This is a genomic window from Amycolatopsis sp. PSD-21, from assembly GCF_055561455.1.
Window position 1 is genome coordinate 9147778 of record NZ_CM145712.1, and the last position, 15383, is coordinate 9163160.

14 protein-coding genes are annotated in these 15383 nt (G+C 68.0%); 8 read left to right on the top strand and 6 right to left on the bottom strand.

Annotated elements, in window-relative coordinates:
* Positions 1–31: 31 nt before the first annotated feature.
* Entirely contained in the window at positions 32–1930 is a 1899-nt protein-coding gene (locus ACZ1DY_RS43155) for an FAD/NAD(P)-binding protein (protein WP_465483119.1), read from the bottom strand.
* 123 nt (positions 1931–2053) lie between these two features.
* On the opposite strand from ACZ1DY_RS43155, the gene ACZ1DY_RS43160 reads away from it, so the two are divergent.
* The 3 genes from ACZ1DY_RS43160 to ACZ1DY_RS43170 all read left to right on the top strand — a co-directional run bounded on the left by ACZ1DY_RS43160 (position 2054) and on the right by ACZ1DY_RS43170 (position 6377).
* Complete coding sequence (locus tag ACZ1DY_RS43160) at positions 2054–3175, top strand: LLM class flavin-dependent oxidoreductase (protein ID WP_257483381.1); 1122 nt, start codon at positions 2054–2056, stop codon at positions 3173–3175.
* A gap of 435 nt (positions 3176–3610) precedes the next feature.
* Positions 3611–4864, top strand: coding sequence for an MFS transporter (locus ACZ1DY_RS43165; RefSeq protein ID WP_126736278.1), 1254 nt, complete (start codon positions 3611–3613; stop codon positions 4862–4864).
* A 202-nt stretch (positions 4865–5066) separates the two neighbouring features.
* The gene (locus ACZ1DY_RS43170) at positions 5067–6377 is read left to right on the top strand and encodes a GGDEF domain-containing protein (RefSeq protein ID WP_257483382.1); all 1311 of its coding nucleotides are present in this window, start codon (positions 5067–5069) and stop codon (positions 6375–6377) included.
* Here ACZ1DY_RS43170 and ACZ1DY_RS43175 read toward each other — a convergent pair.
* Entirely contained in the window at positions 6374–6955 is a 582-nt protein-coding gene (locus tag ACZ1DY_RS43175; RefSeq protein WP_192742638.1) for a TetR/AcrR family transcriptional regulator, read from the bottom strand. The genes ACZ1DY_RS43170 and ACZ1DY_RS43175 overlap by 4 nt on opposite strands.
* A gap of 134 nt (positions 6956–7089) precedes the next feature.
* On the opposite strand from ACZ1DY_RS43175, the gene ACZ1DY_RS43180 reads away from it, so the two are divergent.
* Positions 7090–8316 carry a lipase family protein gene (locus tag ACZ1DY_RS43180; protein ID WP_465483120.1) on the top strand — a complete coding sequence of 409 codons (1227 nt, stop codon included), beginning with the start codon at positions 7090–7092 and terminating at the stop codon, positions 8314–8316.
* 344 nt (positions 8317–8660) lie between these two features.
* Here ACZ1DY_RS43180 and ACZ1DY_RS43185 read toward each other — a convergent pair whose 3' ends face one another.
* The gene (locus ACZ1DY_RS43185) at positions 8661–9068 is read right to left on the bottom strand and encodes a DUF3151 domain-containing protein (RefSeq protein WP_126736282.1); all 408 of its coding nucleotides are present in this window, start codon (positions 9066–9068) and stop codon (positions 8661–8663) included.
* Between the two features lie 232 nt (positions 9069–9300).
* Here ACZ1DY_RS43185 and ACZ1DY_RS43190 point away from each other — a divergent pair, with 232 nt between their 5' ends.
* A complete protein-coding gene (locus tag ACZ1DY_RS43190; RefSeq protein ID WP_465483121.1) occupies positions 9301–10518 on the top strand; it encodes a hypothetical protein in 1218 nt (405 codons plus the stop codon).
* A gap of 3 nt (positions 10519–10521) precedes the next feature.
* On the opposite strand, the gene ACZ1DY_RS43195 is transcribed toward ACZ1DY_RS43190, so the two are convergent.
* From ACZ1DY_RS43195 to ACZ1DY_RS43205, 3 genes are all read right to left on the bottom strand, one after another.
* Positions 10522–10695 (bottom strand): hypothetical protein, encoded by a 174-nt coding sequence (locus tag ACZ1DY_RS43195; RefSeq protein WP_257483386.1) that lies wholly within the window; start codon positions 10693–10695, stop codon positions 10522–10524.
* Positions 10696–10920: 225 nt separating this feature from the next.
* Positions 10921–11949, bottom strand: coding sequence for a class II fructose-bisphosphate aldolase (gene fbaA / locus ACZ1DY_RS43200; RefSeq protein ID WP_394360155.1), 1029 nt, complete (start codon positions 11947–11949; stop codon positions 10921–10923).
* An 83-nt stretch (positions 11950–12032) separates the two neighbouring features.
* Positions 12033–12854 carry an LLM class F420-dependent oxidoreductase gene (locus ACZ1DY_RS43205; RefSeq protein WP_126736285.1) on the bottom strand — a complete coding sequence of 274 codons (822 nt, stop codon included), beginning with the start codon at positions 12852–12854 and terminating at the stop codon, positions 12033–12035.
* A 50-nt stretch (positions 12855–12904) separates the two neighbouring features.
* Between ACZ1DY_RS43205 and ACZ1DY_RS43210 the strand changes: the two genes are divergently transcribed.
* The 3 genes from ACZ1DY_RS43210 (at position 12905) to ACZ1DY_RS43220 (ending at position 15335) form a co-directional block, all read left to right on the top strand.
* Positions 12905–13816: an aldo/keto reductase gene (locus ACZ1DY_RS43210; protein ID WP_465483122.1), complete on the top strand. Its 912-nt coding sequence runs from the start codon at positions 12905–12907 to the stop codon at positions 13814–13816.
* A 150-nt stretch (positions 13817–13966) separates the two neighbouring features.
* Positions 13967–14857 (top strand): SDR family oxidoreductase, encoded by an 891-nt coding sequence (locus tag ACZ1DY_RS43215; protein ID WP_257483388.1) that lies wholly within the window; start codon positions 13967–13969, stop codon positions 14855–14857.
* A gap of 4 nt (positions 14858–14861) precedes the next feature.
* Positions 14862–15335 (top strand): pyridoxamine 5'-phosphate oxidase family protein, encoded by a 474-nt coding sequence (locus ACZ1DY_RS43220; protein WP_465483123.1) that lies wholly within the window; start codon positions 14862–14864, stop codon positions 15333–15335.
* The last annotated feature ends 48 nt before the right edge of the window (positions 15336–15383 follow it).

The following is a 15383-nucleotide window of genomic DNA, read 5'->3' on the forward strand; positions in this document are numbered from 1 at the left end:
ATCACGTGAGTTACGGCTCTGATCACGCGAGTTACGCCTCCGCGACCAGCTTCAGGATCTCCCGCGCGACGACGTCGTTCTGCCGGAACGGGAGCGCGTTCGTCCGCGGCCGGGTGAACGCCCCGGCCGACCGCGCCGACGTATGCGGTCCGAGCGCGAACCGGCGCGGATGCGGACGGCCCGCACCGTCGAGCATCCGGCCGTCGGAGACGCGGGTGTGGATCCGGCCGGCGAGCAGCCTGTCGCCGGTCACCGTGTCGACGACGGCCTCCTCACCGAGCGCGCCGCTGGCGTGCAACTGTCGCAAAAGGACATCGGACGCCCTGGTGACACTCGGCTCTGGCAGCCGTGCCTCGACGAGTGTGCGCGCCTCGGTCTCGCCGGGGAAGCTCGCGCCGGAAGCGACGAAGGTCCGGCGTTCCTCGTCGGCCGACACCCGTGTTTCGGCGCCAAGGAAGGAAACGAGACCGGCTTCCTGGAGCGCGAGCAGTTCTTCGAGCCGTCGTGGAGGCGGGCCGCTGGCGAAATAGGAGAAGAAGCCGAGGAACCAGCCGTCCAAATCGGACAGTTGAGAGACCGCGTCGAGCCGTCCCGTCTGCACCAGCGCGGGAAGCTGCCCCATCACGGACAACAGTGCCGTGAACGCGCCGAGATCCGCGCTGTACCCGGGGTCCGCCCGCCGGCTCAAGTCCGCCTCGACGTACTCGCGCAGCTCCTTGCCGTACTCCTCGGCGCTGCCGAACCGGGCTCCCGCCATCGGCCGGTCCAGGCGCTCCAGATCGAGCCGGTCGTCCACGCCCGGAACCGCGCGCGCCACCAGCTCGTCGAGCTCACCGGGTGCGGCGTCCGCGAAGGCATCGGCGAAGACGGCGAATTCCATCCGCACCCGCTCGGGATGAGCGGTGAACAACTCGCTGTAATAGGCCCACGCGATCTCCTTCGAGATCAGCGGCCAGACGTCGCGGCGGAAGTCGATCCGCCCGGGCACGGCGCACAGCTTTTCGATGGCGTAAGCGTCGAAGAACTTGGGCAGCTGCAACGGTTTCCCGCGCAACCGGTAGCCGATCTTCGCGTGGTACGGCACCCCGCGACGTGATCCGACGTGCAACACGGGCTCGGCCCCGGACGGGTGATACTTCAGCCCGCCGCACGCCTGCTCTTCGAACCGGCCACCGCGGCCTTCGGTCAGCAGCAGCATCAGGTCGACGAACGCGAGGCCGAATCCGCGCACCAGCACGGTTTCCCCCGGCTCGATCGCCGAGTAGTCGACGTCGGCGGTGTAACCGGCCGGATAGTAGGCGAGGTCGTGACGCGCGGCGAAATCCGCGAGTCCGGCCTCCCGTTCGGGCGGTTCGGCGTCGAGATGCCCGACGGTGAACAGAACGGCGTTCACCTCCAGGGGTTCCGCGCGGCCTTCCAGCCAGAGCGACTGCGGCTCGCCGTCTTCGAGCCGCACCGCGCGGGTCCGGTGCTCGACGACCTCGATTCCGGCGGGAAGTTCGGCGCGTACCTTGCGGTGAAACCACGCGAGGTACGCGCTCTGCAGCCGCCTCGTCGGGAAGTGATCTCTTTGCAGTGCTTCGAGTTCGGCGCTCAGACTGTCGTCCACCTCGGCGTCGAGTTCGCCCGAGCGGACCAGCCGCGCCCACTCGATCAGTGACGGGCCCGGCCTGACCGGGCCGTCGATCCGCACGGTGTCGTCGGTGAACACCGTGACGTCCTCGGGCATGGAGTTCATCCGCAGCAACGGAGACTGTTCGTACCGCCAGACCCGCCCCGCCCCGGCGGGGAAGGGATCGACGAGATGCACCACCAGCCGTCGTCCGCCGAGCAGTTCGGCGGCGTTGGCGCCGAGCCGTTCGAGCACGCCCACCCCACGTGGACCGGCGCCGACCACCGCGAGCACGTAGGGAAGGTCTGCGGTACCCACGAAGCCGAAGCTACGCCGGGATTCCGGGCGGTGTGCGGGTTCTCAAGGAGCGGAACCCGTTGCCACGGCGGAGAACCGGCGCGTACTCGTCGAGCAGGGGGACACGGACGAGAGGAACGTGCGATGCCGGTCGAATTCCTGGGTATCGGAGGCACCAACGACGGTTCGGAGACCCATCCGCGGTCGGGCGGCGTCTTCGACAAGGACTACACGCTGCGCCTCGCCCGGGCGCACGAGGACTTCGGCTGGGACCGGGTGTTGTTCGCGTACGGCTCCAGCGGGCCGGATCCGGCGCAGGCGGCCGCGTACGTCGCGTCGAAGCTCGACAAGCTCCAGATCCTGCTGGCGCACCGGCCGAACGTCTCGTACCCGACCTTCGCGGCGAAAACGTTCGCCACGCTGGACCAGCTTTCCGGCGGAAGGCTCACGGTGCACTTCATCACCGGCGGCAGCGACCACGAACAGCAGCGCGAAGGCGACTACCTCACCAAGGACGAGCGCTACTCACGCACGCGCGAGTACATCCAGATCGTGAAGCGGGCCTGGACGTCCGAAGAGCCCTTCGACCACGAAGGCGAGCACTACCGCTTCGCCGACTTCGTCCTCGACGTCCGTCCGGTGCAGCAGCCGCGCCCGGGAGTCTCGTTCGGCGGCTCGTCTCCGGCGGCGTACGCGGCGGGCGGGGCCGAAGCGGACATCTTCTGCCTGTGGGGCGAGCCCCTCGCGCAGACGGCCGAGCAGATCGAGTCCGTCAAGGCCGCGGCGAAGGCCGCCGGGCGGACGGACGTGCCGCGGATCCAGGTGGCCTTCCGCCCGATCATCGCGCCGACCGAGGAACTCGCCTGGGAGAAGGCCTACCGCACGGTCGACGCCATCAAGAAGCGGACGAGCGGGGGCAAGCAGCTGACCCGGCGGCATTCGCTCACGAACCCGGAGAACACCGGCTCGCAGCGGCTCCTCGCGGTCGCCGCCGAAGGGGAACGATTCGACCGGGCACTGTGGACCCCGACGGCGGCCGCGACCGGCGGCGCCGGGAACTCCAACGCGCTGGTCGGCACGCCCGAAACCGTCGCGCAGGCCTTGCTCGACTACTACGACCTCGGCGTCGACATCCTCTCCGCGCGCGGCTACGACATGCTGGGCGACACGATCGACTTCGGCCGCCACGTCATCCCGATCGTGCGCGAAGAGGTCGCCAAACGGGACGCGGCTTCGGCCCGCGAAGTGCTCGCGGTCGACGGCTGAGCCGTCACTCCACCGAATGGCGTATCGGTCAGCCATTCAGCGGACCGCGTCGATGCCGCCCGATGGACCTCACGGTCGCGGAGCGGAGTCGAAAGGCGTTCGCGCTCCCTGCGAACACAGGCGCCCCGGAGGACGCGCGGCGCGTCGCATCCCCGGGCCGGGTGACGCGTCGCTGCGCGGATTTTCCTGGCGAAAACCCCAAAAACACCGAAAGCCGCAGGTCCGAGCCGAGGGACCGGCCAGCGGGACATCTTCGCGACCGGTCGTTCATCCACGAAAAAGATCTCCAACTCCAGAAACCCGGCGAAAGAACCTAGCCAATCACCAACAGTCAGGAGACACTTACGTGAACGAATGACGCTTCGTGACGAGCTCGTGACCGCGTTACTCTCGGTCACGAGTTTGTCGCGTAATAAGGACCCTATTGGGGGCAGCATGGCTTCGGCCGGACGGGTCACTTACCGAGAGGTGTTCGGTGTAGCCGAGTTCCGTTCGCTCTGGTTCGCCGAGCTGTTCTCGATCTTCGGTGATCAACTCGCCAGGGTCGCCCTCTCCGTCCTCGTCTTCACCGAAACCCGCTCCGCGACCCTGACCGGTCTCACCTACGCGCTGACTTACGCCCCGTCGCTGCTCGGCGGCATCTTCCTCACCGGCTTCGCGGACCGGTTCCCCCGGCGGACCGTGATGGTGGTCGTCGACCTGTTACGGGCACTGCTGATCGCGCTGGTCGCGATCCCGGTGATGCCGTTCTGGGTGCTGTGCGTCCTCGTCGGCGCGGTCTCGCTGCTGAATCCGCCGTTCAAGGCGGCCCAGCTGGCCCTGCTGCCGCAGATCCTCGAAGGCGACCGGTTCGTCGTCGGCATGGCGATCCGCAGCATGACCGTCCAATCGGCGCAGCTGGCCGGATTCGCCGGCGGCGGTCTCCTGCTGACCGCGCTGGAACCCCATATCGCCCTCGCGCTGGACGCCGTCACCTTCGTGATCTCGGCGCTGTTCGTCCGGTTCGGGCTGAAGTCGCGGCCTGCCGCGGCGACCGGCGAGAAACGCAAGTCGTTCTTCGCGTCGATCGGCTCTGGCGGGAAGATCGTCTTCGCCAGCTCAGGGCTGCGCTCGCTGCTGCTGTTCACCTGGCTGATGGGCCTGCTGCCGGTCTACGAGGGCATCGCGGCGCCGTACGTCGCCTCGTCGGGCGGCGGCCCCGAGGTCATCGGCCTGCTGCTGGCCGCCGACCCGATCGGCAGCGTGATCGGCGCGTTCATCTATTCGCGCTGGGTGCCTGCACACGTCAGACCGAAACTGATCGGGCCGCTTTCCGCGCTGACGGCGATCCCGCTGCTGCTGTGCTTCCTGCAGCCGGGGCCGTGGGCGTCGATCGCGCTGTTCGTGCTCTGCGGAGGCTTCGGCACGGTGGCACTGATGCAGGCGACCGCGTCGCTGACGCTGGCCGTGCCGGACGAGAGCCGGGCACAGGTGATGGGGCTGTCGAACACCGGACTGACCACGACGATGGGCGTGAGTCCCCTGATCGGCGGCATCCTGGCGGACCAGGTCGGCCCTCAGTCGACCGTCGGCGTCTTCGGGCTTGCGGGATTGGTGCTGACCATCCCGCTCGCGTTGAGCTGGTTCCGGACCCTCAGCCGCGACCCGGAACGGTGGCAGGAAAAAGACGCCGCGCGCGCAGAACATTGAGGTGTTCCACGCGCCGGCCCGATCGCGCGGACGTCTGGCGCGCGCCCCAGTTCACTGATCCCTACCGGCCATCGCTGGCACCTTTCCCTCGACCTCTCAGAGAAAAGTACACACCTAGGGAGCTTGTCGACAGCCCGCAAGTCGGTAGAAGCTGTCCGTAAGTAGGGGGTTTCGGAGAATGACGCAAGAGTCAGGGGGAAAGATGATCACATCGGAGGAACGTGCTGGACATCGTTCGGCTCTCACGGTAGGCGCGTGGGAGCTGTGGAAGCGGCCTAAGCATTGGATCGCCTACACCGGGCTGTCCGTCGCGACGATGCTGGCACTGACGGGGGTCTTCGCCGCATCCATCGCCATCACGTCTTCGCAGGTCCTGCTGTGTTTCCTGCTCGCCGGGCTCGCCATCGCGCACACCGAGGCGACCCGCCGGATCGAGCGCCAGCGCCGCAGCATGAGCGTCACCCCGCATATCAACATGACCTCGGTCTGGGTCCTGCCCGGCGCGATTCTACTTCCGCCGCAGTTGACCGCGCTTCTCGTGACCGTGATCTATCTTCACCTCGGATACCGCAGCTGGGCAGGCCTTCACACGGTCAATCCCCACCGAACTGTGGCGAACGCCACATCCATGACGCTGACCGCGTTCGCCGCCTGGGCGGCCGTCCAGGTCGTCGGCGCGGACACGGCGTCGGTCACGGCGATCTGCGCCGCGAGCCTCGTCTTCTTCCTGATGAACGCCGTCTTCACCGGCACCGGCCTGTACTTCGCGGCGCCCAAGAAGGCGACCGTCCAGACGCTCCTCGGCTCCTGGGACGACAACATCCTCGAAGCCTCGACGGTCTGCATCGGCGCGCTCGTGCTCGCCGTCCTGCCGCATCAGCCGGTGCTGGTGCTGCTCGTCTTCCTGCCGCTGTACCTGCTGCAGCGCTCGGTGCTGATCAAGCAGCTGGAAGAGCTCGCGACCACCGACCAGAAGACCCAGCTGCTCAACGCCACGACCTGGCAGCAGGGCGCCGTCCGCGAGGTCGCCCGCGCCGAGCGCGAGAACGGCCAGTTCGGCGCGCTGATGATCGACCTCGACCACTTCAAGAGCATCAACGACACGTACGGCCACCTCGCGGGCGACGACGTGCTCAAGGGCGTCGCGGCACTGGTGAAGGCCGAAACGCGGACGCAGGACCTCGCCGGGCGGTTCGGCGGCGAGGAGTTCGTCGTGCTGCTGACCTCGTCGTCGAAGCACGAGTCCGTCGCGGTCGCCGAGCGCATCCGGCAGCGGATCAGCGAGATGGTCATCAGGACCCAGGACAACGAGGGCAACCCCGTGGTCATCGAACAGCGGACGGCGTCGGTCGGCGTCGCGACGTACCCGCTGGACGGCCGGACCATCGACGAGGTCATGGCCTCGGCCGACGCGTCGGTCTACGCGGCGAAACGTAACGGCCGCAACCGCGTCGTCTCGTCACCGGACCTGGCTTCGGTCACCGAAGAAGCGCTGGAGCCCGTCGCCGCTTAGCGCAGTCTTTCCATCACGTCGGCGGCCGCGGTCCGAAGCCGGACGACGCCGCCGACGGTGAATTCGGTGAGCAGGTCGATGAGCGCGTCCGCGTCGGGCGGCTCACCGTCCCAGCTCGCCTGGACGAGCGCCTCGGTCATCGCGAAGAACAGCGTGACCAGGGCCTTGTCCGCGCGGCCTGAGTCGACGCCGTGGCGTGCCCAGCGCTGACGGCTGGCCTCGGTGTAGACGCCCGCGAGCCTTTCGCGAAGGCGGGTGAGGGCCGGGTCGCCCATGCGCTCCGCCTCGCGCAGGACCGGGAAGGCGTCGGGATTCGCCGCGACGAAGGCGAACATGTTGGCGTAGTTGGCGCGCGCCCAGGACCGCAGCTCGGGCTGCGAGAGATCGAGGGCGGGCGCGCCGATCGCCTCGAAGGCCCGTTCCTCGATATCCGCGACGACCTGCGTGAACAACGTCGTGCGATCACCGAACTGCTCGTAGACGGCCTGCCGGGACACCCCCGCGCGCCGGGCGATCTGCTCGATCGTCGCGGCCTGCGCGCCGTGCACCGCGAAGACGCCGGCGGCCGAACTCAGCACCCGCGCGCGTTGCTCGCCGATCGGGAGTTTTCGGGGTCTCCCTCGCGGCGCCGGGCTTGACATTGTGCGCCACCTCACTGACTCTCTTTTTCGACACGTCTGTCGAAAATGTTTGTGCTCAACGAGGAGCAAGCATGCGTCCAGGATCCCGGCTCGGTGTTTCCGCCGCCGTCTCAGCGGCCACCATCGCGGCCCTGCTGACCTTCGGGGCACCCCAGGCCACGGCCGCCCCGTCCTTCTACGATCCCCCGTCGCCACTGCCCGCGGGTGCTCCCGGCGACATCATCCGGCACGAACCGTCCACCTTCTACGTCGATCCCGTGAAACTCATCAAGGCCGACGCCGACGTGCGGCGGATCATGTACCGCAGCACCGACACCCACGGCAAGGCCAACGCCGTGACCGGCACCGTCCTCACCCCGAAGAAGGCGTGGACCGGCGCGGGCGAACGGCCGGTCATCGGCTACGCGGCCGGGACGCAGGGTGTCGGCGACCAGTGCGCGCCGTCGAAAGCCCTCGCGGCGGGCATGGAGTACGAAGGGCCCTTCATCGCCGGGCTGCTGCTTCGCGGCTACGGCGTCGTCGTCACCGACTACGAGGGCCTCGGCACCCCGGGCGTCCACACGTACGTCAACCGCGTCGCCGAGGGCAACGCCGTCCTCGACTCGATCCGCGCGGCGCAGCGCCTGCCCGAAGCGAACCTGCCGGACAACGGCCCGGTCGCGACCGCGGGCTACTCGCAAGGCGGCGGGGCGTCGGCGTCGGCCGCCGAACTCCAGCCGTCGTACGCGCCCGAGCTCAAGCTGAAGGGCTCGTACGCGGGCGCCGTCCCGGCCGATCTGGCCGAGGTCGGCAAGAACATCGACGGGCACTACGCCTTCGGGTTCCTCGGATTCACGCTGGTCAGCATGGACGCGGCGTACCCGGAGCTGAACATCCCGTCCCTGCTGAACGCGAAGGGCGTCGAAGCGTTCGAGAAGGTCAAGCAGGAGTGCACCGGGGACGCGATCTTCGGACACGCCTTCACGCAGTCGAAGGACCTGACGAAGGACGGCAGGCCGCTGACCGCGTACCTCGGCGAAGAGCCGTACAAGACGCGCGTCGGCGAGCAGCTCATCGGAGCGCGGAAGCCGGGCGCGCCGACGCTGGTCGTCCACAGTGCGCTCGACGACATCGTCCCCTACGCGCAGGGGCGGACCATGGCGCGCTCGTGGTGTGCGAAGGGCGCGAAGGTGCAGTTCTCGACTTCGCTGGTTCCGACGCACGTCGGCGGGGCGATCCGGGCTTTCCCGGAGGCTTTCGCTTGGCTTGAGGGACGCTTCGCGGGGCTGCCGGCCTTCGGGAACTGCGGGCTGTTCTAGGGCTCGTGAGTGGTAAGGACGGTTCTAGCCAAGGGTGTCTTGGATACCTACTGGCTTCCGGCCGCCGTTGACCCCGGGCGCGGTCTGTGGGGGTCTGGAGCCGGTGTCGCGAAAGCCACTTTCGGGACACCAGACGTCTCGAAAGTGGCTTTCGCGACATGGTCACCAGGACGATGCCCGGCTACAGCCAACGTTGCGAAAGCCACTTTCGCAACGTTGAAGGTTGCGAAAGTGGCTTTCGCAACCCCCGGCCAAGCCCAGCACCCGGCAGAAACCGCACTACCGAGTGGGTTCTAGCTCGTGAGTGGTAAGGACGGTTCCAGCCGTCCTTACCACTCACGAGGTCACTTGAGGCCGGTGGCTTCCGCGGCGGCGGGGTCCGAGTCGGCGAGGAAGGTCTTGCAGCGGTCGTACTCCTCGGTCTCGCCGATCTTGCCGGCGGCCTTGCCGAGGACGGCGAGGGAACGCAGGAAACCCTGGTTCGGGCGGTGCGACCACGGCACCGGACCGTGTCCCTTCCAGCCCGCGCGGCGAAGCTGGTCGAGGCCGCGGTGGTAACCGGTGCGGGCGTACGCGTACGCGGCGACGGTCTCGCCGGCTTCGAGCGCCTTCTCGGCGAGGGCGGCCCACGCCTCGCTGTAGTCGGGGTGCTCGGCGGCGACGGCGGCCGGATCGGTCCCGGCGTCCAGCGCCGCCTGCGCGGCGGTGTGCTCGGGGAGATGCGTCGGCTGGGGGCCGAGGAGGTTCGTCATACGGGCCATTGTGCCGACCGCGTGTGACTAGAAGAACAGGCTCCCGAGAATGCCCCCACCGGCGAGCACCAGAGCGGCGACGAGGACCGCCGCGACGAGTCGTTTCGGCATCATGGCGGCACACCTTGCCCTGCTTCGCACGCCGACCGCAAATCCGCCACCCCTACGGGTGAACCCCGATTTTCGACCCCGAATGCCCGTCCCGTGATCTGGAGCAGGGAGGATGGCCCGCATGACAAAGGCGACAGAAGTGACCGGGGACCTTTCGCCGGGTGTCATCCCCCGCAGCCCGATCGCGAAGACGCGGCTGTTCTTCAAGCTCCACTGGCACCGCGGCGCGCCGGGACAGGCGACGCCGGACTGGGTCCTGAACTTCTGCTACTCGATGTGGCTGGCGGCGTTCGCCTTCAAACTGGTGGGCTCGTCGTGGGACATGTCGTGGCATTTCATGTGGCTTCGCGACGACCTCGCCCCGCCGCACCTGATCAACACCGTCGGCACGGTGATCATCATGGTGCTGGTGGCGATCCACAGCTACACCGGGATGGGCGCCGACCGGCGGTCCCTGCGGCTGATGCAGGCCGGGCTCGTGGTGTTCCTCATCGCGGCGCCGCTGGACGTCATCAACCACCGCGTCAACGGTCTCGACCTGACCGCGTGGAGCCCGTCGCACATGATGCTCTACATCGGAACGGGCATCATGCAGGCAGGCGTGATCATGGGCTGGCTGAAGTACGCCAAGCCCGGCCGCCTGCGCACCGGGGTCCTGATCGGACTGTGGGCGTTCTTCCTGGAGAACACGTTCTTCCCGAACGGTCAGCAGGAGTACGGCATCCTCGGCCTGCGCGCCTGGGAGCGCGGCGCGCCCGAGGCCGAGCCCGAGCTGCTGAACTTCGCCGCCGGCCAGATCGGGCATCCGGTCGACCGGGTGGCCGTCGAGTACTTCACGATGCCGATCGACGACTGGGTCTACCCGCTGTGGGGTATCGGCGTGATGGCGCTGATCTTCGCGCTGGCGCGGCACACCACCGGCTTCCGCTGGGCCGGGACGACGGTCGCCGCCGCCTACCTCGCGTACCGGCTGGTGATGTGGCCGCTGCTGCTCGGGATGGGGTTCCCGATCTCGACCGTGCCGTTCTACCTGCTGGCCGTCGGCCTCGCCGTCGACCTGGCGTTCCGCATCGGCCGGGGTCATCCGCTGCTGACGGCGGGCGCGGGCGCGCTGCTGGTGACGGCGTTCGGCTACGGGATGCTGTGGGTGCAGTCGCAGTTCCGGCCGTGGATCCTCGGTGACGCGCGGACGGAGTCGGCGCCGCCGGTGGCCTACTGGACGGCCGCGGTCTGCCTGGTCGGTGTCGGCGTGCTGTGGGCCGCCGCCGGTCCGGGGACGCGGGCGATGAACTCGCTGCTGGAGAAGCGCCGCGAGAAGACGACGCTTCCGGCCCCCTGAGGCTCAATCCTGATCCTGCCCGGCCTGCCACAACGAAGCGAGCGGGAGCGCCATCAGCCGATCACCGAAGCTGATGGCGCCCTGGCTTCCTGTGTGCAAGACGATGCCCTGCGTGAACTGATCACCGAGAAGGTCTCTTAGCTGGGCGAGGCCGCGGAAGTCCGCCGCGGTCGCCATAGCTCCTCGATAGGTCGGTTCGTGTACATCTCACAGTATCCTCGACCGACATTTCACGACCGGGTGAACCGACATTCCACAGTGCTAGTGACCGACATTTTGCTGATCTTGAAACCACTGGCCGGGACTCCCGCTCCGAGTACGTGAAGGCCCCCTTCACTGCGTCTAGCGCAGTGAAGGGGGCCTTCACGTACTTCCGCATTTAGCGGACTAAATGCGTACTGGTCAGAGCTTCTTGCCCGCCGAGCCCAGCGACTGAGCGGCCTCGACGACGCGCGCGGCCATGCCTGCCTCGGCGGCCTTCAGGTAGCTACGCGGGTCGTAGACCTTCTTGTTGCCGACCTCGCCGTCGATCTTCAGGACGCCGTCGTAGTTCTTGAAGAAGTGGTCCGCGATGGGCCGGGTGAAGGCGTACTGCGTGTCGGTGTCGACGTTCATCTTCACGACGCCGTACGACACCGCCTCGCGGATCTCCTCCGGCAGCGAGCCGGAACCGCCGTGGAACACCAGCTCGAACGGCTTCGAACCGGCCGCGAGGCCGAGCTTCTTCGCCGCCGCCTCCTGGCCGCCCTTGAGCACGTCCGGGCGCAGCTTCACGTTGCCGGGCTTGTAGACGCCGTGCACGTTGCCGAAGGTCGCGGCCAGCAGGTAGCGGCCGTTCTCGCCGGAGCCGAGCGCGTCGATCGTCTTCAGGAAGTCGCCCTCGGCGGTGTACAGCTTCTCGTTGATCTCGGCTTCGACGCCGTCTTCCTCGCCGCCGACGACGCCGATCTCGACCTCGAGGATGATGTTCGCGGCCGCGGCCTTGGCGAGCAGCTCCTGCGCGATCTCGAGGTTCTCGTCGAGGTCGATCGCGGAGCCGTCCCACATGTGGCTCTGGAACAGCGGATTCTGGCCGTTCTTGACCCGCTCCGCGGAGATCTCGATCAGCGGACGGACGAAGCCGTCGAGCTTGTCCTTCGGGCAGTGGTCGGTGTGCAGCGCGACGTTGACGTCGTACTTGGCGGCGACGACCTGGGCGAACTCGGCGAGCGCGACCGAACCGGTCACCATGTCCTTGACCTTCTGGCCGGACGCGAACTCGGCGCCGCCGGTGGAGAACTGGATGATCCCGTCGCTCTCCGCCTCGGCGAACCCGCGGATGGCGGCGTTCAGGGTCTCCGACGAGGTCACGTTGATGGCCGGGTAGGCGAATTCGTTCGCCTTCGCCCGGTCGAGCATCTCCGCGTAGACCTCGGGGGTGGCGATGGGCATCGTTTACTCCTCCTCGAAGCAGGCTGGTGCACCTCTCGGCCGCATCGTACGAGGTCGGCCGGGAGGTGCCTACAGCCGTCGCGTCAGAGGAGGACCGCGGCGAGCGCCCGGTAGACCGGCAGGGGGTCTTGGTTCAGTACCTGGATGTTGACGTGGTCCGCCCCGGCTTCGATATGTGCGGTGACGCCGCGGGCGACCGTCTCGGCGTCGCCGTGCACGGCCAGCGCGTCGACCAGCTTGTCGCTGCCCTCGCCCGCCAGGTCCTCGTCGGTGAAACCGAGTTTCCGCAGGGAGTTCGTGTAGTTGACGAGACCGAGGTAGAACTTGACGGTGCCCCGCCCGATCTCGCGGGCCTTCGCCGGGTCGGTCTCGAGGACGACCTTCTGTTCGGGCGCGAGCAGCGGCCCCTCCCCGAGGATTTCGCGCGCCTGGCGCGTGTGCTCGGGCGTCATCAGGTACGGGTGGGCGCCCGCCGTGCGGTCCCCTGCGAGTTTGATCACCTTCGGGCCGAGCGCGGCGAGCGCGCGGCCTTCGACGGGCACTCCGGCGGCGTCGAGAGCGTCGAGGTACTCGACCAGCGCCGCGTACGGCTTCTTGAACTCCGCGGTGTGCTCGCGGTGCCCGGCGCCGATGCCGAGCAGGAAGCGGCCCGGGTGCTTCGCCTCGATGCGCTTGTACGACTCGGCGACCGTGGCCGCGTCGTCCTTCCAGATGTTGACGATGCCGGTGGCGACCTTGATCGTCTTCGTCGCGTCGAGCAGCTCCTCCGCCTTCACGAGGTCGCCGTCCGGTGAGCCACCGAGCCAGATCGCGCCGTAGCCGAGCTCCTCCAGCTCACGGGCGATCTCCGGGGTGAAGACGGATTCGTGCTGCCAGATGCCGATCCTGCCGAGTTCGATTCCCATGGACCGAGGTAACGCCGCGAAGGGGCGATGTCTTCCCTTAAGTTCGGGGTATGGCGAAACTCGGGAACACCGACCTCGACGTACGTGGGATCAACCTCGGCGGGAACGTCTTCGGCTGGACCGCGGACCAGGAGCAGTCCTTCGCCGTCCTCGACGCCTACACGGCGGCGGGCGGCAACTTCATCGACACGGCCGACCTCTATTCGGCAGGCGGTTCCGAGACGATCATCGGCGAGTGGCTGAGCAGACGCGGCCGCCGCGACGACGTCGTCATCGCGACCAAGACCGGTATGTGGGAGGAGCGGAAAGGCCTGTCGGCGGCGAACATCGCGGCGGCGGCCGAAGACTCGCTCCGGCGGCTCGGGACCGACCACATCGACCTCTACTACGCGCACATCGACGATCCGGACACCCCGATCGAGGAGACGCTGCGGGCCTTCGACGCGCTCGTGCGCGCGGGCAAGGTCCGCTACGTCGCGGCGTCGAACTACTCGGCGGAACGACTCACCGAGGCACTGTCCATTTCGGACCGTGAGGGACTGGCGAAGTTCGTCGCACTGCAGCCGCACTACAACCTCGTCGAGCGAGACTACGAGCAAGACCTGGCTCCGACGGTCGCCCGCGAAGGCCTGACCGTCCTGCCGTATTTCTCGCTGGCCAAGGGATTCCTGGCCGGGAAGTACCGGTCGAAGGACGAACTCGGCGACAGCCCGCGCGCCGCTCGCGCATCGTCCTATTTGGACGAACGCGGCGAGCGGGTGCTCGCGGCGCTCGACGAGGTCGCGGCCTCCCGCGGCGTCCCGGTCGCGGCCGTTTCCCTCGCCTGGCTGTTCGCGCAGCCGACCGTCACCGCGCCCATCGCGAGCGCCCGCTCGGTCGAGCAGCTGAACGACCTCCTGCCCGCCGCCGACCTCTCGCTCACCTCCAAGGAGGTCGACGCCCTCAGCGCCGCCTCGCGCTGACCACCTCCCGCATTCAGTCCTCTCGATGCGGTAGTTGGCACCACGAACTACCGCATCGAGAGGACGAAACGCGGACTTACTTGCGGGTAGCTTACTCCGGGTAGGTTGGGGTACCGTCCGAAAGCCTTAGGGCTCGGACGAGGAGGCAACGTGGCCAAGAACAGCGTGAACGGCAAGGTCGTCCTGATCACCGGCGCCGCGAGGGGCATCGGCGCGGGGCTCGCCGAGCGCCTGGCCGCGCAGGGCGCGAAGGTCGCCTTGGTCGGCATCGAAGCCAAGGAACAGCAGGCCGTCGCCGACAAGATCGGCCCCAGCGCGCACGCCTGGGAAGCCGACGTCACCAGCTGGGACGACCTCGAGCGGGCGACCGCGGGCGTCGTCGAGCACTTCGGCGGGATCGACATCGTCATCGCGAACGCCGGCATCGCGACCTCCGGTTTCGTCCGGTCGGTGGATCCGGCCGCCTTCGAGAAGGTCATCGAGGTCGACCTTCTCGGCGTCTGGCGCACCTTCCGCGTCACCCTTCCGCATGTCATCGACCGCAAGGGCTACCTGCTCGCGATCTCCTCGCTGGCCGCGATCACGCACGCGCCGGGCATGGCGAACTACGCCGCCGCGAAGGCTGGCGTCGAGGCGTTCTGCAACAGCTTCCGCGCCGAAGTCGCCCACCTCGGCGTGAAGGTCGGCGTCGCGCACCCGACCTGGATCCGCACCGACCTCGTCGAGAGCGCCGACCAGCACCCCGTCTTCGGCAAGCTCCGCGCCGGCATGCCCGGCCTGCTCGGCAAGACCTACCCGCTGTCGGTCGCGCTCGACCACCTGCAGGCCGGGGTCAACAAACGCGCCCGTACCGTGCACGTCCCCCGCTGGGTCGGCGGCTTGAAGCTGATCCGCGCGTTCCTGCCGCCGATCATCGAGATCGGCGCGAAGGGCCGGATCAAGAAGGCCGACGCCGCCGCACTCGTGGACATCGAGCAGCGCGGCGCGTACGAATCTTCAATAACCGGTCAGGCAGGCCGGGCCGCCACGAAAAAGGGGTAACCGTATGTCCCGTCGCGACCAGATCCGCATGTCACCTGACGAACTCGCCGCCTACCTCGACGAGCAGAAGGTCATCAACGTCGCGACGATCGGCCCGAACGGCCGCCCGCATCTGGCGCCCCTCTGGTACTACCCGCACGAGTCCGGCGTCGCGACCTGGACTTATGGCACATCCCAGAAGGCGAAGAACCTGGATCGCGACCCCCGCGCGACCGTGCTCATCGAGGACGGCGAGAGCTATGACAAGTTGCGCGGGGTCTCCCTCGAAGCCGACGTCGAGATCGTCACCGACACGGCCGCGGTCACCGAGATGGGGATCAGCCTCATGCAGCGGTACGCGGGCGCGAAGCCCGGAGACCCCGTGCCCGACGAGCTGTCGGGGTTCATCGGCAAGCAGGCCCCGAAGCGGATCGGGCTGATCTTCCGGCCGACCAAGATCGTGAGCTGGGATCACACGAAGCTCGGCGGCGCATACTGACGGGTAGGTAGTACTAGCAAGTAACTGTTACTTGAGGTAACGTCATCT